At 50.5% G+C, this 19270-nt stretch carries 17 protein-coding genes and 1 pseudogene; 8 read left to right on the top strand and 10 right to left on the bottom strand.

Annotated elements, in window-relative coordinates; genetic code table 11:
• Window positions 1–38: 38 nt before the first annotated feature.
• Entirely contained in the window at window positions 39–1088 is a 1050-nt protein-coding gene (locus tag ACEN2G_RS06235) for an NADP(H)-dependent aldo-keto reductase (protein WP_442020615.1), read from the bottom strand.
• Window positions 1089–1275: 187 nt separating this feature from the next.
• Between ACEN2G_RS06235 and ACEN2G_RS06230 the strand changes: the two genes are divergently transcribed.
• Window positions 1276–1884, top strand: coding sequence for a DUF5610 domain-containing protein (locus ACEN2G_RS06230; RefSeq protein ID WP_442020614.1), 609 nt, complete (start codon window positions 1276–1278; stop codon window positions 1882–1884).
• 159 nt (window positions 1885–2043) lie between these two features.
• On the opposite strand, the gene ACEN2G_RS06225 is transcribed toward ACEN2G_RS06230, so the two are convergent.
• The 4 genes and pseudogenes from ACEN2G_RS06225 to rimI form a co-directional block, all read right to left on the bottom strand.
• On the bottom strand, window positions 2044–3966 hold the full coding sequence (locus tag ACEN2G_RS06225; protein ID WP_442020613.1) for a PhoX family protein: 1923 nt from the start codon (window positions 3964–3966) through the stop codon (window positions 2044–2046).
• A gap of 308 nt (window positions 3967–4274) precedes the next feature.
• Window positions 4275–4721 carry a hypothetical protein gene (locus tag ACEN2G_RS06220; RefSeq protein WP_442020612.1) on the bottom strand — a complete coding sequence of 149 codons (447 nt, stop codon included), beginning with the start codon at window positions 4719–4721 and terminating at the stop codon, window positions 4275–4277.
• 462 nt (window positions 4722–5183) lie between these two features.
• Window positions 5184–5645: pseudogene (locus ACEN2G_RS06215) on the bottom strand (hypothetical protein); the annotation flags it as partial.
• 381 nt (window positions 5646–6026) lie between these two features.
• Window positions 6027–7157 carry a ribosomal protein S18-alanine N-acetyltransferase gene (gene rimI / locus ACEN2G_RS06210; protein ID WP_442020611.1) on the bottom strand — a complete coding sequence of 377 codons (1131 nt, stop codon included), beginning with the start codon at window positions 7155–7157 and terminating at the stop codon, window positions 6027–6029.
• Between the two features lie 147 nt (window positions 7158–7304).
• Between rimI and ACEN2G_RS06205 the strand changes: the two genes are divergently transcribed.
• Window positions 7305–8798, top strand: coding sequence for a RimK family protein (locus tag ACEN2G_RS06205; RefSeq protein ID WP_442020610.1), 1494 nt, complete (start codon window positions 7305–7307; stop codon window positions 8796–8798).
• A gap of 415 nt (window positions 8799–9213) precedes the next feature.
• Here the strand turns inward: ACEN2G_RS06205 and msrB are convergent, their stop codons facing one another.
• Both msrB and msrA read right to left on the bottom strand, forming a co-directional pair.
• A complete protein-coding gene (gene msrB, locus ACEN2G_RS06200) occupies window positions 9214–9684 on the bottom strand; it encodes a peptide-methionine (R)-S-oxide reductase MsrB (protein ID WP_442020609.1) in 471 nt (156 codons plus the stop codon).
• 2 nt (window positions 9685–9686) lie between these two features.
• Window positions 9687–10301, bottom strand: coding sequence for a peptide-methionine (S)-S-oxide reductase MsrA (gene msrA, locus ACEN2G_RS06195; RefSeq protein ID WP_442020608.1), 615 nt, complete (start codon window positions 10299–10301; stop codon window positions 9687–9689).
• Between the two features lie 305 nt (window positions 10302–10606).
• Between msrA and ACEN2G_RS06190 the strand changes: the two genes are divergently transcribed.
• From ACEN2G_RS06190 to ACEN2G_RS06180, 3 genes are read left to right on the top strand one after another with little or no spacing between them, the layout of a single operon-like run.
• Window positions 10607–11389, top strand: coding sequence for a TSUP family transporter (locus tag ACEN2G_RS06190; protein WP_442020607.1), 783 nt, complete (start codon window positions 10607–10609; stop codon window positions 11387–11389).
• Window positions 11390–11447: 58 nt separating this feature from the next.
• Window positions 11448–12455 (top strand): vitamin B12 ABC transporter permease BtuC, encoded by a 1008-nt coding sequence (gene btuC, locus ACEN2G_RS06185; protein WP_442020606.1) that lies wholly within the window; start codon window positions 11448–11450, stop codon window positions 12453–12455.
• Window positions 12442–13221: a vitamin B12 ABC transporter ATP-binding protein BtuD gene (locus ACEN2G_RS06180; protein ID WP_442020605.1), complete on the top strand. Its 780-nt coding sequence runs from the start codon at window positions 12442–12444 to the stop codon at window positions 13219–13221. The genes btuC and ACEN2G_RS06180 overlap by 14 nt, the downstream gene beginning before the upstream one ends.
• Before the next feature lie 310 nt (window positions 13222–13531).
• Here the strand turns inward: ACEN2G_RS06180 and ACEN2G_RS06175 are convergent, their stop codons facing one another.
• Window positions 13532–13939, bottom strand: coding sequence for a VOC family protein (locus ACEN2G_RS06175; RefSeq protein WP_442020604.1), 408 nt, complete (start codon window positions 13937–13939; stop codon window positions 13532–13534).
• A gap of 101 nt (window positions 13940–14040) precedes the next feature.
• Between ACEN2G_RS06175 and ACEN2G_RS06170 the strand changes: the two genes are divergently transcribed.
• Window positions 14041–14343, top strand: a complete 303-nt coding sequence (locus ACEN2G_RS06170) for a putative quinol monooxygenase (protein ID WP_442020603.1) — start codon at window positions 14041–14043, stop codon at window positions 14341–14343.
• A gap of 329 nt (window positions 14344–14672) precedes the next feature.
• On the opposite strand, the gene ACEN2G_RS06165 is transcribed toward ACEN2G_RS06170, so the two are convergent.
• A complete protein-coding gene (locus ACEN2G_RS06165) occupies window positions 14673–15698 on the bottom strand; it encodes an LLM class flavin-dependent oxidoreductase (protein ID WP_442020602.1) in 1026 nt (341 codons plus the stop codon).
• Window positions 15699–15821: 123 nt separating this feature from the next.
• On the opposite strand from ACEN2G_RS06165, the gene ACEN2G_RS06160 reads away from it, so the two are divergent.
• Window positions 15822–16319, top strand: a complete 498-nt coding sequence (locus ACEN2G_RS06160) for a prolyl-tRNA synthetase associated domain-containing protein (protein ID WP_442020601.1) — start codon at window positions 15822–15824, stop codon at window positions 16317–16319.
• A gap of 70 nt (window positions 16320–16389) precedes the next feature.
• On the opposite strand, the gene ACEN2G_RS06155 is transcribed toward ACEN2G_RS06160, so the two are convergent.
• Complete coding sequence (locus tag ACEN2G_RS06155; protein WP_442020600.1) at window positions 16390–16998, bottom strand: type VI secretion system-associated protein TagO; 609 nt, start codon at window positions 16996–16998, stop codon at window positions 16390–16392.
• 535 nt (window positions 16999–17533) lie between these two features.
• Between ACEN2G_RS06155 and ACEN2G_RS06150 the strand changes: the two genes are divergently transcribed.
• Window positions 17534–18901 carry a YjiH family protein gene (locus ACEN2G_RS06150; RefSeq protein WP_442020599.1) on the top strand — a complete coding sequence of 456 codons (1368 nt, stop codon included), beginning with the start codon at window positions 17534–17536 and terminating at the stop codon, window positions 18899–18901.
• Window positions 18902–19270: the final 369 nt, after the last annotated feature.

The following is a 19270-nucleotide window of genomic DNA, read 5'->3' as shown; positions in this document are numbered from 1 at the left end:
CTTCACGCTTCACGCTTCACGCCTCACACTCACTTCACTCATACTGCCGGATTGGGCATGGTTTGATGTAGTGCTTCTATAGAGGCGCGCACGATAGGGCTTAAGTTGATGTTAACGCTGTCGATGTTCTCTTTTAATTGTTTCAGCGTGGTGGCGCCAATTAAGTTACTGGTGACAAAGGGGCGGGTATTTACAAACGCCAGTGCCAGTTGCGTCGGGCTAAAACCATGCTCTTTCGCCAAGCTTGCGTAAGCCTCACTGGCTGCTTGGGCTTGGGGATTTAAGTAGCGCTGAAAACGCGGATACAGGCTTAAACGAGCACCCTCTGGGCGCGCGCCAGCTTGGTACTTACCGGTGAGCAGGCCCATCGCCAGTGGCGAATACGCCAACAAGCCCACTTGCTCGCGCAAGCTAAATTCCGATAAGCCGACCTCGAAGCTGCGATTAAGCAGATTGTAAGGGTTTTGAATACTTTGGATGCGCGGTAAATTTTCTTGTTTGGCCAAACTTAAATATTGGTGCATGCCCCATGGGGTTTCGTTTGATACGCCAATGTGGCGAATTTTGCCACTGGCCACTAATTCTGCCAATGCCTGCAAGGTGTCAAGAATGGGCACGGTTTCTTCTTCTGGTAGCTCGGTTAAGCCCAGTTGACCGAAGTAGTTGGCGCTGCGATCTGGCCAATGCAGCTGATAAAGGTCGATATAATCGGTTTGCAAGCGGCTTAAGCTGGCATCGACTGCGGCGATTAAATTGGCGCGATCCAGTTTAGCTTGGCCGTTTCTAAAGTAAGAAGGGCGCACGGGGTCGCGTGATGGCCCTACGGCTTTGCTGGCAATAATCAGGCGCTCGCGCAGGCCCCGCGCACTGAGCCAGCGTCCGAGCATGCGTTCGGTGTCGCCTTGGGTGTGCTCGCGCGGCGGGATCGGGTACATCTCAGCCGTGTCTATGAAATTGATACCATGCTCCACCGCCATGTCCAGCTGAGCATGGGCGTCGGCCTCAGAGTTTTGTTCTCCCCAGGTCATGGTGCCAAGGCCAATAAGACTGACCTTGAGGCCGGTATTGCCGAGCGCTCTATATTGCATGTTGAGTCCTTATCCATCATTAAGCTAAAACGCATAGTAGATTACCAGTAATAGGGCGTTTACGTTAAGGAGCGAGTTAAAGCATGGGTTAAGAAGCCAGCCTAGCTGCCGATAACCTTGTATGGCAGCTTTAAGGCTGTAAACATTCATTGAGTTGAGTACACCTTACGCAGATAGGAGCGGGATCATGGCAGTCACTCCCCTTATTAATAGTTCGGCGGCGAAAATTAGCCGCGTTGAATCCCAAGTCGCTAAGAGTCAGCAAGCTAAAGGCCAGCAAGTAAAGCCCGAGCAGCAAGTAAAACAAGAAGAGTTAACCGCCTCGCGCACCGAACTTAAAGCCCGTGCTAACCAAGGTATTGTGGAGGCGATGTTTGGTGGCCCCAAGCAGGGCGCTGATAAGGCGATGAATATCCTCTATAGCGAAATTATGGATAAAATCAACGCCGAGCTGGGAGCCGACCATGCGGTAACGGCGGAAAAAATGGCCGGCCAAGCGGACGATCATTGGTCAGCAGAAAATACCGCAGGGCGTATCGTAGACGGTGCCTTAGGCTTTTTTGAGACCTTTCAAAAACAAAACACCAAGATGCCGGAAGCCGAGCAGGTGGAAAAGTTTTTGTCGATCATTACTAAGTCGATCGATAAAGGCTACGGCGAAGCGGTGAAGGTTTTAGACGGTTTAAAGGTGTTTGATGGCAGCATTAAAGACAATGCCGAAGCCACGCGCAGCATTATTGAAGACAAGTTAGCAGCCTTTCGTGAGGCCAAGTTAGGCAATATAGCCGCTGAGTAAGTAAGGCATGTGAAGGGTGAAGGGTAAAGGGTTAAACCTAACTTCATCCCTCACCCTTTATTATTTTTTATTGATTTTTGTCCGTGTATTCCGTGGCAAAAATAGATTTTATTTTAGCGTTATGTTGTTCCCTTCCCCCTTCATCCTTCACCTTTAGTATCAAGTGCCGATGATGCCGCCATCTTCACGGGTGATCACCATCACGCTGGAGCGGGGCGTGTGCGTGCCGCCCAGCGGAAAGTGCGAGCCGGTCAGCTCTTCACCTGGGTGCTGCACGCCCACAAATAAGGTTTTTTGGTCGGGGGTAAAGGCCAAGCCGGTAATTTCACAGGCGGTGGGGCCGGTTAAGAAGCGTTTAATCTCACCGGTGGCGGGATCGGCACACAGCATTTGGTTATTGCCTTGACCCGCAAAGTCCCCTTGGTTGGAATAGTTGCCGTCGGTTTGGATCCACAAGCGACCCGCCTTATCAAAGCCGATGCCATCTGGGCTGTTAAACATGTTGTCGGTATTGATATTGGCGGAGCCCGCATAGGGCGTATTGGGGTGCACGCTAGGGTTGCCGGCCAGCAAGAACAGATCCCAGTTAAAGGTGGCATCTGTGTGCTGGCCAGAGGTGGGCTGCCAGCGCACTATTTGGCCGTAGTGATTTTCGGCTCTGGAATTGGGGCCATTAAGCGGCTGATTGTCGGCCACACCGCGATTTTTATTATTGGTGAGCGTGCAAAATACCATGGGCTCGGTGGGGTGTACTGCCACCCACTCGGGTCTGTCCATGGTGGTGGCGCCCACTTGAGTGGCGGCCAGTCGGGCATGGATCAACACTTCGGCTTGGCTGGCAAAACCGTTTTCTGGCGTTAAGCCATGCTCACCAAAGATCAGTGGCAGCCATTCGCCGCTACCAGACAATTTGTCGTCGTTATCATCGCTGTCTGCATTATTAAAGCGTGCTACATACAAGGTGCCTTCATCGAGCAGATGACGGTTAGCTGCAGCATAATTTGGTTTAAATTTATCTCGGCTGACGAAGCGATAAATATGCTCGCCACGCTCGTCATCGCCTAAATACACCACTACGTGGCCATTGTCGGCGATCACCAGCTCGGCGTTTTCGTGTTTGAAGCGCCCCAGAGCACTGCGCTTGATGGGCGTAGAGGTGGGGTCGTTGGGATCAATTTCCACTACCCAACCAAAGCGATTGCACTCGTTGGGATGTTTGGCCAAGTCAAAGCGTTCATCAAGGTTATGCCACTGCCAGCCTGCGTCTTGGGCACCAATGCCATAGCGTGCCTGAGCAGGCGTTATGTCAACCGCGGCTGTGCTGCCAAAGTAGCCGTTAAAGTTTTCTTCACAGGTTAAATAGGTGCCCCAAGGGGTCATGCCGTTGGCGCAGTTATTAAAGGTGCCCAAGATTTGTGCGCCTGTGGGATCGGCACTGGTTTGTAACAGTGCATTCCCTTTGGCGGGGCCGCGCATCATCATGGGGGTATTGGCGTGAATGCGCCTATTGTAGCGGCCGTCTTTGGTAAACTGCCAGCCCGCATCGGTGTTGTTCAAGGTGATCACCGCCACGCCATGGGCGGCTTGGGCACGTTTTACATCTTCTTGCGTCATCTGCTTGCCCTGATGGCTAAACATCAGTTCGTAATTACAGTATTCGTTATTGACCGCCAAGATTGCGGTGTTGTGATCGACGGGAAACAGGCTCATGCCATCATTATTATCACCAAATTGGCGCAGTTGATCGGCGGCGCTGTTGTTGCCGTGTTCGCTAAATTCCGCTGCATCAGCAAACAAGGCATCGCCCCATGAGATCAAGCGCTCGGCCTTATAGCCGCTTGGCACCACAAAGGTATCGGCAGTGCTGGTTGGCACGGCGCTAAAGCCTAATAAGGGACTGCTGCCGGTGGCGGCGGCGATGGCACGAGACAGCGGCGACACGCTAAAGAAGGCGGCGGCGCTTAAGGCGGCAGTACCGCCTAGAAAGCGACGGCGGCTGATCATTTTCTCAACCATCTGGCTAAATTGCGGCGTGTTAGATCGCGGGTGATTTTGCTCATCTTGGCGCTCAAACTGACTCATCTTTATTTATCCTTATGCACAGTGACAAACGGAATTGATAATGGGATGCAGACTAGTCGGCGTTAATGGCGTTTAAATCACAGTTTGATGACAGTTATTTGAAGGTAACGTCTATATCTACATATTGCAGCAAAGCTATTGCTTTGCGGCAGTTGCGCGCTTTAACCGCGAAAACCTGCAGAGCAGGTTCTGATGCATAAGTTCAACCCGGTGCGATTCTTTTGTTCTCACACTCGTGCTGAGCCACCTATAAAAAAGCCCACCCCAAGGGTGTTGGGGTGGGCTGGTTAACTATAGCTGCGAGGGGATTAATCATCCCAGTCGTGTTTGCGCCAATGTTTATTGCGGTACTTTTTTTTGTAGCCACGGTCATAATTATGTCTGTCATGACCATCACCGGTGCGAGCGCCTACTGCCGCACCTGCACCGCCGCCTACGCCAGCACCAATCAGCTGCCCCGTATGGCCGCCCACTTCTTTACCTAAAGCCGCACCACCTAAGGCACCCACGGCGCCACCGATAGCAGATTCGTTTTTATTACCGCGATTGGCAGTGGCAGCACCACCGGCGGCACCACCTAAGGCGGCACCTACTAGGGCCCCAGTATCTCCGCCCATTTGACGACCAATTAAGGTGCCGGCTGCACCGCCAACACCGCCACCTAAAACGGTGTTTAAATCTTCACCTGCAAATACTGGCGTGGTCGCCAATATGAGTGGTAATAAGCCAAAGCTGATTATTTTTTTATTCAACATAGTACCGTCTCTCTTACGCTGTTTAACTTGGGCTACTTAACTGGATTCACTATACAAAGAGAATGCGCATCAATGAAAGCTAATAGGCTGAACTGGCTTTAATTGAAAATGGCAGGTTTCTTTATAAGGCTCTGGTTTTATTGGTTTTATTTTAAATTCATCTAGTTTGGGCACTGTTTTGCACCGTCAGAACTTGACCGCTGTGTGCAACTTATATCCCCGTTAAAAAATACCTTGGTGACCATATGCATAGCGCCCGTCAGACGCTATGCATTAAGTATGATTTCTAGCTTAATCATCCCAGCGGTTTTCTTGACGTTTCACCCAATTTTTATGGGCCTGTTCACGGCGTTTTTGTTCGTGTTTGCGTAGGCGCTGCTGATGCTTAATTTCTTGCTTACGCATTTTTTGATAGTGCTTGCGCTCGGCTTCTCTGCGTTTTCTATCGTATTTACTGTCGTAGTGGTCGTAGTAGCGACGATCATATTGGTAATTATTGTTACGGTCGTAATAAGGGTCGTCATAGTAAGAGCCTTGATGACTCACCTGTTGCGCGTTATGAGCGTCACCGGTTCTGGCACCTAGGGCTGCACCGCCGCCACCGCCTACGCCTGCACCAATCAACTGGCCAGGCTGACCTCCCACTTCTTTGCCTAATGCAGCTCCGCCTACCGCCCCTACGGCACCCCCTAATGCGGCTTCGTTTTTGTTACCGCGATTTGCCGTAGCGGCACCCCCCGCGGCTCCCCCTAGGGCGGCACCCACTAGTGCACCGGTATCACCGCCCATCTGGCGGCCAATTAAGGCACCTGCGGCACCACCAGCACCTCCCCCTAAAATAGTCTTAAGATCTTCACCTGCCATTACCGGAGTAGTGGCTAACAAGAAAGGCAGCAATGCATAACCAATTACATGTTTTTTCATAATGACAGTCTCTCGGCTGTGTAACTTGAGATAACTATACGAAGTTCGTCAGCCGAAGAAAGACAAACAAGATGACACAGTGTGACAACTTTTCACAAAATTTTTATAAGTGATTGATCCATATAGGGTGCTAGCTCTGTTTTGGCTGTTTTTTAAACTTTTTAATCCGCCAGAAGCTGACCGCTGTGGTGAGTTTTTATGACGATTGATGGTTTAGCTGGTGAATAATGCGCGTGTTAGATGGCAGAAACAGCCCTTTATTTGCTCAATAAAGACGCGATTAACGTAATAACTTCAGCGTTTAGCCTTTAAAAAATTCGTGTTCACGCCTAATGACGGCGGCCTGTTACGCACCCTTGAGTCGTCTTTAAATACTGGCTGCTAGTCTTTAAATACCCACACTAACGCGCGTAATCCTTGACGGCCATAGCGCGCCAAGCGATCAAAACGGCTGCGCTCTATGGGTAAATATTGCTTATCGACCGCGCTTTCACCGCTGGCATCGTCAATGTCTGGGTCGTGAATATAGACAAACTCTTTATCGATGGCGCACACCAAGATCCAATGCGGCGCCTTGCGACCATCTAGATGATAGGTGCTGATCAGTACCAAAGGCAGGCCGCCTTGGTGCAAGCCGTGTTCGAGTTGCGCTAGGGTAAAGTGATCGTAAATCAGCTCTATGTCAGCCTTCGCCATTTGCGCTAAAAACTGCTGATGCACCCGCTCTAAAATCAGTTTTTTCTCAGGCGTGCGCACGCTGTCTACAAACAAGGGGCTGGTTTGGTTGAGGATGAGCCGCACCGTAAAGCCGCGTCTAAATGCGGCCAGCGCTAACCCGTGGGGGCCACAGCCGCCGTGGCCACTGGTCATAAAAATGGTGGTGGCCTCGCGCCATAGCTGCAGCTCTTCGTCTATTTCTGGTTCATAACTGGGATTGAGTGCGCTAATCGCCATCATGAGTGAGGCGGGGCCGCAGCTAAAGTCAGTGGTTTGCCGATAATAAGGCACGCCTTTGGTGCCACTGGCCACATGATACAGGTGCACCCGCTTTTGATAACGCAGTGCCAGTTGCAAGTCTTCGTAATAGTTGTGGTAAACGCCAAACTGACGATAGCCTAAACGCTGATACAAATTTTGCGCCCAAATATTATCGGCTCGCACCTCTAAGCGCATAAATACCGCACCTTGCTCTTGGGCCGCCAACTCTGCGGCTTCAATTAACGCCTGCCCTAAGCCTAATCCTCGGGCTTGGGGCGACACCGCAATAGAATAAATACGCGCTAAGCGCGTGTTACGCCGAAACAGCACCAGTATATAAGCGAGCAATTGTTGGTCTTGCTCGGCCACTAATAGCTTATCTTGGGGGTGCTCAATAAAGCGCTGAAAACTGCGGCGACTAATGCGGTCTTGTGCAAAGCATTGCTCTTCTAGTGCCACTAATGCGGTTAATTCGGTTTTCACTGCGGGGCGGATCTGGGTTGCAAAGTTAAGTACGGGCATAAGTGCTGACATAAGGCACCCAAAGCAGATGGTGAGTACTTTAAAATACGACTATTTAGATAGAGTCGCGAGAATATTTCACGTTAAGCGCTTATATTTGCTGAAGACCTTAATTCACCTATCGCAGCCTTTTTTGCTGCATGACGAGCGAGCAGCATAATGGCGCAACTTATTTTAGTGGTAGATGATCTCAGTGCTTGGGCACCTTACTTTCCAAGTGAAAACTTGGTCGACTTTGCGAGCTATTTACAGCAAGCGTGCGACAAAAACGCCAGCCGTACTAATACCGGCCGCATTAGGGTTATTAATCTGTGTAAAAACAATAAATATCTCTCTAATGGCTACTATTGCTCACTGCTGGCCGAGGCGCGAGACCAGCACGTGATCCCCTCTGTGGCGACCTTAAATAACCTGCACAACCGTGCTTTATTTGCCTTTGGCTTTAGTGGCGTGCATGAGGCGCTAGTGGAGTACGCGGCTGCGAATGACGGTAAGAGCGAGCGTAAACAGTTGAAGTTTAAAAGCTACTTTGGTCGCAGCTCCTTGCCTGAATTAGAAGGTCTGTGCCGCGAGCTGTTTGAGCGTTTACCGTGCCCAGTATTAGAGCTGACCTTTAGAAAGCGCAGTCGTTGGGAGCTAACGGGGCTGGCTACGCTATCTCCCCGCGAGCTAGTAGGCGAAGAAGAAGATCAGTTTGCCGAGGCGCTACAAGCCTATTCGCGCATTATGTGGCGCAAGCCCAAATCCGTGAAACGTTATCGCTACGACTTGGCCATGTTAGTAAACCCAGATGAAGCGCTGCCGCCCTCAGACCCTAAGGCTTTGGCTCGGTTTGTAAAAGCCGGTGAGCGGTTAGACGTGAACGTGGAGCTTATTACCCGCAAAGATGCTCAGCGCCTTGCGGAATACGATGGCCTCTTTATTCGCGAAACCACCGCCATCGATCATCATACCTTTCGCTTTGCCCAAAAAGCCGAGCACGAAGGGTTGGCGGTGATGGACTCACCATCATCAATTTTACGTTGCGCCAACAAGGTGTTTTTAGCCGAAAGCTTTACCAAGCACGGTGTGCCGACCCCTAAAACCTTGATAGTGAACCCTAAGAGTAAAGAAACGCCCGGGCTGTTGGAGCAAGCGCTGGGTTATCCCTTGGTATTAAAAATTCCGGACGGGGCTTTTTCGCGCGGTATATATAAGGTGGCGGATAGGGCGGCGCTGATCGAGACCTTGGCGATTTTGCGTAACGCTTCGGCCTTAGTGCTGGCCCAAGAGTTCTTTTTTACCGAATTTGATTGGCGCATTGGCGTATTGAATCATCAGGCTATTTTCGCCTGTAAGTATTTTATGGTGAAAGGCCATTGGCAGATTTATCGTCATCACGACCAAGGTCAAGCCGCCGACTCGGGCGGCTTTGTGACCTTGCCCACCTACGAAGCCCCCAAGGCGGTGTTAAATGCCGCACTCAAAGCGGTTAAGCCTATCGGCGATGGCTTATATGGCGTGGATATCAAAGAAGGCAATGGCCGAGTGGCGGTGATAGAGGTGAACGATAACCCCAATATTGACCACGGCGTGGAAGACCTATTTCTAAAGGATAAGCTCTATGATTTAGTGATCAGCGATTTTGTGCGCCGTTTTGAAATGCAGCGCTGAAGATACTGTGAGGGGTGAATAGTGAATAGTGAGGCGTGAAGCGAAAAAAAAAATCGCCGTGGCTTTTGAACTTGGTGGCCATGTTGTAGGCACAGAGTATGAGTCACGGTTTGAATTCAAATTCAAACTCATTCTGCTGAGCAGAACCGCCGAATAAATTGGCGGCTACAAAGCCGCCGAAAAAGAGACGGCCGACGACAGGATTTGTTTCGTAGATATTCTGCATATAACAAAGCGTCGGACCATAAGGTCCGGCGCTTTGTTGTCATTACGACTAAGTTTTGTATGATTAAAGAGTTTCGCCTGCGGCAATATGCGAGAGCAAGCGTTAGCCTACAAAGTACAGAGCAGATAGGTTCGTTTAGAGCTGGGCATTCAGTGCTTTTTTATCTCGTCCTCTTCACTCTTCACCGCCTTACAAACATTCCCGCTCGCCTCTTTGCAAAGGGTCGGGCTTGAGAGCACCTAGCTCACAAAAATCCAGAGAGGCAGAGTTTAAGCAATAGCGCAGGCCGGTGGGGGCGGGACCATCGGGGAACACGTGGCCCATGTGGCTGTTACAGCGCGTGCAGCAAATCTCCACGCGGCGCATGCCGTGGCTGATGTCTGTGGTTTCTGTGATGTGATCCGGATGATAAGGCGCATAAAAGCTGGGCCAGCCGGTGCCAGATTCAAACTTGCAGGCGGACGAGAACAGCGGCAGGGCACACAACTTACATAAATAGCTGCCGTCTTTTTCATTGTCGAGCAGGCCGCCACAAAAGGGCGCCTCCGTGCCGTGTTGGCGCAAGATGCGTTGCTCGTCTGGGCTCAATGCCGCGGTTAGACTCGTAACTTGCTCGTCACTGGGTGGGCTTAGGTCATAAGGGCTTGGAGTAATGGCCATGATTAGAGATCCTTTTTCAGCCGATGTTTAAAATAATGTTGTATTTTGGCCACTTTGGGTTGGGCCACGGCGGCAATGTAGGGCTGATTGGGGTTTGCCGCCGCATAGTTTTGATGCACGGCTTCTGCCGGAAAAAATTCGGATAATGGCTCAAGGCGGGTCACGATAGGCGCGCGCATCACGCCGTTGTCTTCGAGCAGGCGTATGTAGTCGGTGACCAGTTGCTGCTCGGCCGCATTTTGGTAAAACACCGCCGAACGATACTGGCGTCCCATATCATTGCCTTGGCGATTGAGCTGAGTCGGGTCGTGGGCGATACCAAAAAACACCTTTAATAGGGTGCCGGGGCCGATTAGATTGCTGTCGTATTGAATGCGAATGGCTTCGGCATGATCTGTGGCACCACTGCATACCGCATTATAATTGGCGGTGTCGGCACTGCCGCCGGCGTAACCAGCACTCACATCTAGCACACCTTTGAGCTGGCGATACACGGCCTCGGTGCACCAAAAGCAACCGCCAGCCAACACTAAGCTTTGTGGGCCAAGGTTTAAAAATTCGCCATCTTCCGCATCCGGAAAATCATGGGGTAATAGGTTCAATACCGGATCCGTCATCTCATTGCTCCTCATTTATATTTAGCTACGTTAACATAGCCGACCTCAGGTCTAAATGCTCATAGATGCACTAAGTCCGCTTTTAATAAAGACCGCCGCTTGAGCAATCAAGTTCATTAATTAGCATAAGCGCGCAACTTAATGGTGATAACTGATGCCTTTCTCTGTGTTTTTGCTGAATGTAGGGCAAACGCGCTGCTGAGTGGCGACTTAACTGTTGTAAACAACTGCTTGCTGATAGGCTGGGCCGCGACGGCAATAAGGACTGCTTACATATGGGGCAAGCTTAATATGAGGACAACTAAGTGGAACTTGAGATAACAACCTTAAGCTTGCTGGCGCTGGCGGCGCTATTGGCGGGTTTTATTGATGCCATTGCCGGCGGCGGCGGCTTAATTACCGTGCCCGCACTCTTGGCCACGGGCATGCCGCCGACCATGGCACTGGCCACCAATAAATTACAAAGCTGTTTTGGCTCATTTTCTGCCACCTTTTATTATTTTCGCCGCGGCTTATTAGATTGGCGCACCATGAAATGGGCCATCGCCTGTACCTTTATCGGCAGCGTGCTGGGCACCATAGGCGTGCAACTGATTGATGCCTCCATTTTGCAAAAAGTGCTGCCCTTTTTATTGGCCGCCTTTGCCCTGTATTTTTTATGCTCACCCAGAGTAGGTGATGAAGACCGTCAACAGCGTTTAAAAGTGATCCCGTTTGCCTTATTAATTGGCACCGGCATTGGTTTTTATGATGGATTTTTTGGCCCAGGCACCGGCTCTTTTTTTGCGCTGGCGTTTGTGGCACTGGCCGGATTTAGTCTTAGCAAGGCCACGGCGCACACCAAGTTATTAAATTTCACTTCGAATATTGCCTCGTTATTGTTTTTTATCTTAGGCGGACAAGTGGTGTGGGTGGCCGGTTTATCCATGGCGCTGGGCCAATTTGTTGGTGCCCGCCTCGGCTCAAAAATGGTGGTCACCCAAGGCACGCGCATTATTAAACCCATGTTGGTTACCGTATCCTTAGTGATGTCGGTGCATTTGTTATGGCAGCAATATCCCGCTTGGTTTAGTTGGGTGAATTTTTAACCCTGCAGTGATGCGCTGAGAAACTGATGAATAAACAATAAGATCATAAGGTAACTGGATGCTGGCCGTATTAATTAAGCAGCAAAAACGCAAATATCAGCTTTGGTTATTGGCACTCACGCTAGCGCTACTGGGCGCGATGTTACTGAGCCTGCAGCTGGGCGCGGTGGGCGTGGGTATCGACGCCTTATGGCGGCCGGTGTCGGCCTTGGAGCAACAAGTATTTTGGCAACTCAGATTGCCGCGCACCTTATTGGCGGTCTTGGTGGGGGCCAGTTTGGCGCTCAGCGGCGCCGTGTTGCAGGTGTTATTGCATAACCCCTTGGCGGAGCCGGGTTTAATTGGCATTTCCAGTGGGGCCAGCTTGGCGGCAGTATTGACCATGTCGTTATCCGCGTCCCTTGGCTTTGCTTTACCCTATTGGAGCTTGTCGCTGGCGGCCTTTGTGGGCGCCTTAATCGTCACTGTGTTACTGCTGGCCTTGGCTCAACGGCGCTTAGGGCCCGGCGCCTTATTATTATTTGGCGTAGCTATTGGTATTTTGGCCAATGCGATTTTGACGTGGCTGCTGTACTTGGCCGATGACGCTTCGCTGCGCAGTTTCTTATTTTGGATGATGGGCAGTCTAGGTCACGGCCAGTCGTTGTCTTGGGTTTGGTGGCTGCCGGCGTTGGCTACGTTAGTGTGGCTAATGCGCCAAGGTCGGCGTTTAGACTTATTGGCGCTCGGTGAGCACAGGGCCCAATTGTTGGGTTTAAATGTGCGGCGTTTGCAGCCGAAGTTGGTGTTGGCGGTGTGCTTACTCACCGCCTTTAGCGTGGCCATGGCCGGGCCCATTGGCTTTGTCGGCTTAGTGGTGCCGCATTTATTGCGCCTCTTGGCTGGCGGAAAACAAGACTTTTTATTGCCTGCCTCCGTGTTGGCGGGGGCAGCCGCGCTGACCTTGGCCGACGTGATAGCGCGCAATCTCTTAAGTGTGGGCGAGGTGCCCATAGGCGCGGTAACCGCAACCTTAGGATCGCCGATTTTTATTTGGTTATTGGTGCGTCGTTATGCTGCTCATTAAAGAATTTTCTCTTCAACATCGCGTCGGGCCCATCAGTGGTACCTTTAAAGCCGGTTGCCTAACCTTGTTGATTGGTCCCAATGGCAGCGGCAAGTCCAGCTTGCTGAGTGGCGCTGCCGGCTTGGCTATGAGTGATAGTGTCGGCTTAAGCGCCAGCGAAGGATCAGGCACAGTTAGTCTAGACGGCGCGTGTTTAAGTACACTGAGCATTGCTGAGCTAGCGCGTTATCGGGCCATGCTGGCTCAAGATACTGTGCTGCCCCATGGTTTGCTTGGCTATGAGTTATTGGCACTCGGTGCCGAGCCGGTTGGCGGCGTAAGTGAGGCGGTATGTTTAACACTGGCTCGCTTAGCTGAGCCCTTGGGCTTAAACAGCTTGTATCAACGCCAAGTGAATACGCTGTCGGGGGGTGAGCAACAGCGGTTATTGATTGCCAGCACCTTATTACAGGTTGACCCCAGCGTTAACCCCGATGGCAAGCTGCTGTTGTTAGACGAACCGTTGGCCGGCCTAGACTGGCAACATCAATTAGCGACCTTAAGGTTATTGCGCGAGTACGCCGCCTTGGGATTGACGGTGGTGGCCTCGATTCACGACCTTAACTTGGCTTGCCAATACGCGGATGAAATTTGGTGTTTGCATCAAGGTAAGTTAGTGGCGCAGGGGGCGCCTGAGGTGGTGACACCTGAGCTTATCGCACAGGTATTTTCGGTGACGGTGCGCTTGATAGAGCAAGAGGGGTATCGATTGCTTTTGGCGGAGTAACGGGCCCCTTCGGGGAACTTTAAGATTCGCCGCAAGATGTTTTAAACCATACAGCTCGGCTGGCCTGCCGAATAAATTGGCAGCTACAAAAGACAATTCTTCTGTAGTGTGGCAATTTATTAGCCACTGTCTTGCTTGTTGTTTAAAGCATTCAGCTACGCTGGCTTGCCGAAAAACCTCGGTATAGTAAAAGTGATGGCACCAATAAAAATACCGAGCCTAAGCTCGGTATTTTTTGTTCAGCGGTCAAGCTTTACGCTTGATGCTGGGCGCTGAATTTTCATGCCACATTCAGCATTGCGCGTAGCGCTTACGGGTTAGTAAAGCGCTGGCCAGAAATGTCGGGATGATAAATTGGCTGGATCACGTTGCCGGCCGGATCCGTAATATGGAAGCTGCGTGCGCCGTCACCGTGATCGTGCGGGCGGTCTAACATAGTCACGCCTTGGCTTTTCAAATACAAAAACCACTGCTCTAAGTCTTCGATGGTATCGATGATAAAGCCAAAGTGGTCCATGCGCTGCACGCCTGTGGCGGCCACGTCGCAGCGGCCTAGAGACAAGTTATCGTTGCCACAGGTTAGGTATACCAAATCTTCGTGAGCGCGGCGCAATAGCTGCATACCCATAATCTCGGTATAAAAACGTTCACACTCTTCGAGATTGGGCATAGTGAAGGCGATATGACGCATGCCGTTAAACGGACGAGGTCTTTCCATGGCGGGGCTCCTTAGCGTCAGCGTCAATTTTGGCTGACTTGTCTATTACGGGAAGGTTTGTGTACTATTTGTCGAATTAAAATAATCAAACGGAGTTTACAATGTATTCAATTATTGTCAAAACCAAGCTGAAGCCGGGTAAAACCGATGAGTTCTTAGCGGCCATGCTACCCAATGCGGCAGCATCGGTACGCGACGAGCCAGGCTGCCACACTTTTGATGTGCTGCAAGACCGAGAAGATCCTGAGCTGTTTTGGCTGTATGAAATTTATCAAGATGAAGCGGCACTGGCCGATCACAAATTAACGCCGCATTATAAAGCCAGTCGCGCCGTGGTCACCGACCTGATTGCCGAGCAATCCGTGATCCGCGCCGATGTGTTGGCGGTAAATCCCGCTCGCTAGTAATGTGCAGCATGATGAGTAAAGGGTGAAGGGTTAAACATAGGGCGTTAAGACCAAGCCTAAAGATTTTTTTGCCACGCTTGTTTGTTACGAGAGCCACTGAAGAACACGGAAAATAGTGATCAGATCTGAAAGGAATTTTAATGGTAAGAGCTAACCGGTCCCGATTCTTAGGTGTTAGATCTTACCAATAATAAGCACTGCTCACTTTTCGCTTGTGAACTGCGTCCGTGCGTTCCGTGTTCTTCCGTGGCAAAAATGGTTTTAGATTAGTCGTTAGGTGTCGTCCTCTTCGCTCTTTACGCTTCACCCTTCACCCTTCACGATAGTTATCCCTTCACCAATTCAGCCAGCAGGCTCAGGCTGTGGTGGCGGGCGGCTTGGTCATAGACATCCGTCACTACCATCAGCTCGTTGGCGCCAGTCTGGGCGAGCAGGGCATTCAATTTAGCGGATACTTGCTCAGGCGCACCGATTGCCGCGGCAGATAAAAATTGCTCAACGCCTTGTTGCTCGTGGGGTAACCAATGGCCGTCCATGCTGGCTACCGGCGGCTTTAAGCTCAAGGACTCGCCTCTAAACAGCGCCAATATTTTTTGCTGACCAGAAGTAGCTAACAACTGGGCTTCTTGCTCGGTGTCGGCCACCACCACAGGCACACCTATCATGACATAAGGCTCGGCCAAGGTGGCAGAAGGGCGGAAGTTGTTTTTATACAGCTCCACGGCTTCCAGCATCATGCGCGGCGCAAAGTGCGAGGCAAAGGCGTACGGCAGGCCCATTTGTGCGGCTAATTGCGCGCTAAATAAGCTAGAGCCCAATAACCAAATTGGCACATTAGTGTCGGCACCCGGAATGGCTTTGAGCTTTTGGCCATATTGCAGCGGGCCCAATAATTGCTGCAGTTGCGCCACTTGTTGCGGAAAGTCGCCCGCATCTTCGGGGCGGCGATGCAGGGCGCGCATAGTAGCTTGATCACTGCCCGGTGCCCGGCCTAGGCCTAAGTCGATGCGCTCTGGATACATAGTGGCCAAGGTGCCAAATTGCTCGGCCACCACCAGCGGTGGATGGTTGGGCAACATAATGCCGCCGGAGCCGACACGAATGCGCTGGGTTTGGCTGGCGATGTGACCAATGAGCACAGCCGTGGCCGAGCTGGCGATACCTTCAATATTATGATGCTCGGCCAGCCAAAAGCGCGCAAAGCCCAATTGCTCTACATGTTGCGCCACGGCCACCGATTCGCGAATGGCGTCTGCCGTGCTGTATCCGGTGCGAGTGGGGACTAAATCCAACATGGATAAAGTGATACCAGAGAGTAAAGAGGGGGCGAGTAAAGACTCGGGTAATGACATGCGTACCTCTTGTTTATGCTTATTGCTGCTAGTTGATATTGAAATAACAACATGTTTGACTGTGTTTAGCTAACATTGATTGTCCAATGCACGGCCTTTCTGATTCTAAAGAGAATAAAAATCATGGATATACTGGTGCAGTTAGCGAGTTGGCAGATAACGCCACCCTTGATTGAACACCCGCCGCTGTTTACCTGCGATGCAGCGGATAATTTGTTACTGGAGCGCCCGGGTACTCGACTTAAAAACCTGTTTTTGCGCGATAACTACGGTCGTCGCCATGCGCTTTTATTAACCACACCGCACAAGCAAGTGGACTTAAAAGCGCTGTCTACTCAGCTGGGTTGGTCGCGTATTGGCTTTGCCTCCGCCGAGCGGCTAGATAAGTATTTAGGCGTGCAGCCGGGCCATGTGTCTGTGCTGGCCTTAGTGAATGACGCTGCAAATCAAGATGTGGAGTTATGGTTAGATAAGGACTTAATTGAGGGCGATGACTTTCACTGTCATCCACTGCGCAACACGGCTACCGTCTTGCTCAGTAAAGCCGATCTCGCGCACTTTACCGCGCAAACCGGCCACACGCCCCAGTGGATTGAGGTGCCAGAAAGAGACGAGCGATAGGGTTAAGTTTAACGAGTTCTCTTTGCTCCCATGCTTTGCGTAGGAGCGCTTTTACCTACCTCACATTTATCTACCAGACACATGCTTCGCGCAACGGTTTAATGGCTTCGTCTAATCCTGAAATATTAAACACAGCAGTAGAGGGCTTTTGATTGAAAGGCGTGATCTGAGCCACCATTTTATCCGTGGTTAGCATGGTTTTTAGGGTGTTGATGGGTGACTTGTTAAACGACTTTTGTCTATCGGAGGAGAGGATCCACTTTGAGGTATTTGCATCATCGTCGCCGATTCTAAGCGTTACCTTGGCTTCGCTGCCTAGGTATATTTGCCAGTCGATGAACATGTCTGTTTTTTCTGAATCGCAGCGTGCCATCAACATGATGGGTTTGCCAAATCGAGAGTTGCCAGAGTCGGCGGTTAAAAATATATTGACCGTTTTTGTGTCGTCAATAGGATCTGTTTTTTTCTCAACCGTCCATTTTCCCGTGTCGGCTATTTGAGTGTTCACTGGGTGCGAGCCGCCAATATTGTGCGTTTTTGCTATCTGGTCATAGCACTGGAGGCGCACGAGATCGCCCTTAATCACAGCACACTGCTCAATGGCGCTTGACGGTATTTGCTCAGCCAATGCTGGCGCGGATATGGTGAGTGCTAGTGCGGCCAATATGAGTTTTTTCACTATTTGACTCCTTCCCGTTAAAATTCAGCAGTTTATAATTTAAGAGTACCACTTCTGTCTAATCGTCACAGCATCACGCCTAACCTTAGTCATTGAGAGGAGCCTAGCGACGTAGCAATCCATGCTTTGGCTCTGAGCAAGCTTGTAGAATGTATTGCTGCGCAGTACTCGCAAAGACCCACACCTCAGCGAGTTTTTCAGATTATTTTTACTTCTTATGTGGTCGCTCGTACGCCGAATGATCGCGCTTTGTGCTGTCTTTTTCCTAGCTTACTAGCGATTAATGCCGATTTGTTCTTTAGCTTGAGTTTTTTTCACTGTAAAATAACTATTCATTAAGTTAAGCCTTAGCTGCTGATTTATTCAGTTCCTTGGTTTTTCTATGCGGCTTGCAGTTCAGAGCCAGAGCTCAGCTTTTTTCTTTCTATTCATAAACGTCATGCTTTGACCTCAGCATGCCCTAGTTATGTTTTCACTATGGTCTCATTGTGGCCTAACCGTGCCCTAACTTAAGTACCGCTTATCAGGAGCCCCTATGGAAAAGTCTTTAGCCACTCAGGCTAACGCCCATCTGCGCAATTTTTTGATGTTTGTGCTGCCCTCCCTGATAGGAGTGCTGTTGTTTATGACGCCTATTAGCTATCAGGGTGACTTCACCATCATGATTGCGGTGTTGGCTAAAAGCCTGCAAGCGGCTTTAGCCGATGCATTACCCTTGATAGTGACTGTGTTAATCAGCTTGTCTGCGCTGCTTACCTTGTTGGCGACACTTTTCAAGCCAAAAATGGTTACCCAAAGTGTGTTTTTAAACACCTTATTGAATGTCAGCCCTGTCTGGTTATGCAGTCGGCTGCTTGGCGCCGGCTTTGTGCTACTGGTGTATACCCAAACCGGACCAGAAATCTTGTACAGCGCCGACACGGGCGGCTTAGTACTCAATGATCTACTACCGGTATTATTTTCGGTGTTTATTTTCGCCGGCTTACTGTTGCCTTTATTGCTGGATTTTGGCTTGCTGGAATTTGTCGGCACCTTGCTGACCGGCATAATGCGCCCCATTTTTCGCCTGCCAGGCCGCTCAGCCGTAGACTGCATGGCCTCTTGGTTGGGAGATGGTAGTGTGGGTATCTTGCTCACCAGCAAGCAATATGAAGGACACCATTACACTCAGCGCGAAGCGGCCATTATTGGTACTACCTTTTCGGCAGTGTCCATTACCTTTAGCTTGGTGGTGTTGGCCCAAGTCAAACTTGAGCACATGTTCTTACCTTTTTACGGCGCCGTGTGTTTAGCCGGTGTAGTGGCGGCCATCATAGTGCCGCGCTTGCCACCCTTGTGCTGGAAAAAAGACACCTTTATTAATGGCCAAGCCAGACCTGCCGACCATGAAGCCACCCCTAAGGGATATTCAAGACTGAGCCACGGCTATCAGTTGGCGCTGCAGCGTGCCAGCCAAGTGACCAGCTTAAAATTAGTGGCGCGCACCGGCGTACACAATGCGCTGGATATGCTGCTTGGCGTATTACCGGTAGTGATGGCGTTTGGCACCTTGGCGTTGATTATTGCCGAAACCACACCGCTGTTTAGTTGGTTAGGCTTGCCCTTCGTGCCCTTGCTGGAATGGCTACAAATACCGGAAGCTGCCGCCGCTTCACAAACTGTGATGGTGGGTTTTGCCGACATGTTTATTCCGGCAATTTTAGCCAGCTCCATTGAAAGCGATCTCACGCGTTTTGTGATTGCCGCCTTGTCTGTCACCCAGCTTATTTATATGTCTGAAGTGGGTGCCTTGTTGCTGGGTAGCAAGATACCGGTCAACCTATTAGAATTATTTGTGATCTTTATTCTGCGCACCTTGGTTACTCTGCCTGTGATTGCCCTAGTGGCGCACTGGGTGTTTTAAAGCAGCGGTACGCCTTACGTTAAGAGAAAAAGATCTGCTTTTTATTGACGTATGGCGTACAGCGTTAGACGTACCGCCTTCTTTTAGCGGTCATTGCGAGGAGTGTAGCGACGCGGCAATCCATGGTATTAGTGTTGAGTGAAGTTCAAGAGATTCAAGACTTTTGCAACGAAATCCACCCTCTTTACCTACGATAAGCACGAAAAAATAGGGATAAGATCGAAAAAGGGACTTTGATGGTAAGAGCCAACCACTAGGTCAGCAGCAGGCGAGCTCTTACCATAAAGGCATTCCTGATTACGTATGAACTTCAGCCATGATGCGCGTTGTTTTGGTTTGTCTTTTGTAGCAGCCCGTCTCTTTAATAAA

The sequence above is a fragment of the Oceanisphaera sp. W20_SRM_FM3 genome (assembly GCF_052119705.1).
Classification (GTDB): domain Bacteria; phylum Pseudomonadota; class Gammaproteobacteria; order Enterobacterales; family Aeromonadaceae; genus Oceanimonas.
This window is presented reverse-complemented; position numbering and strand designations above follow the sequence as displayed.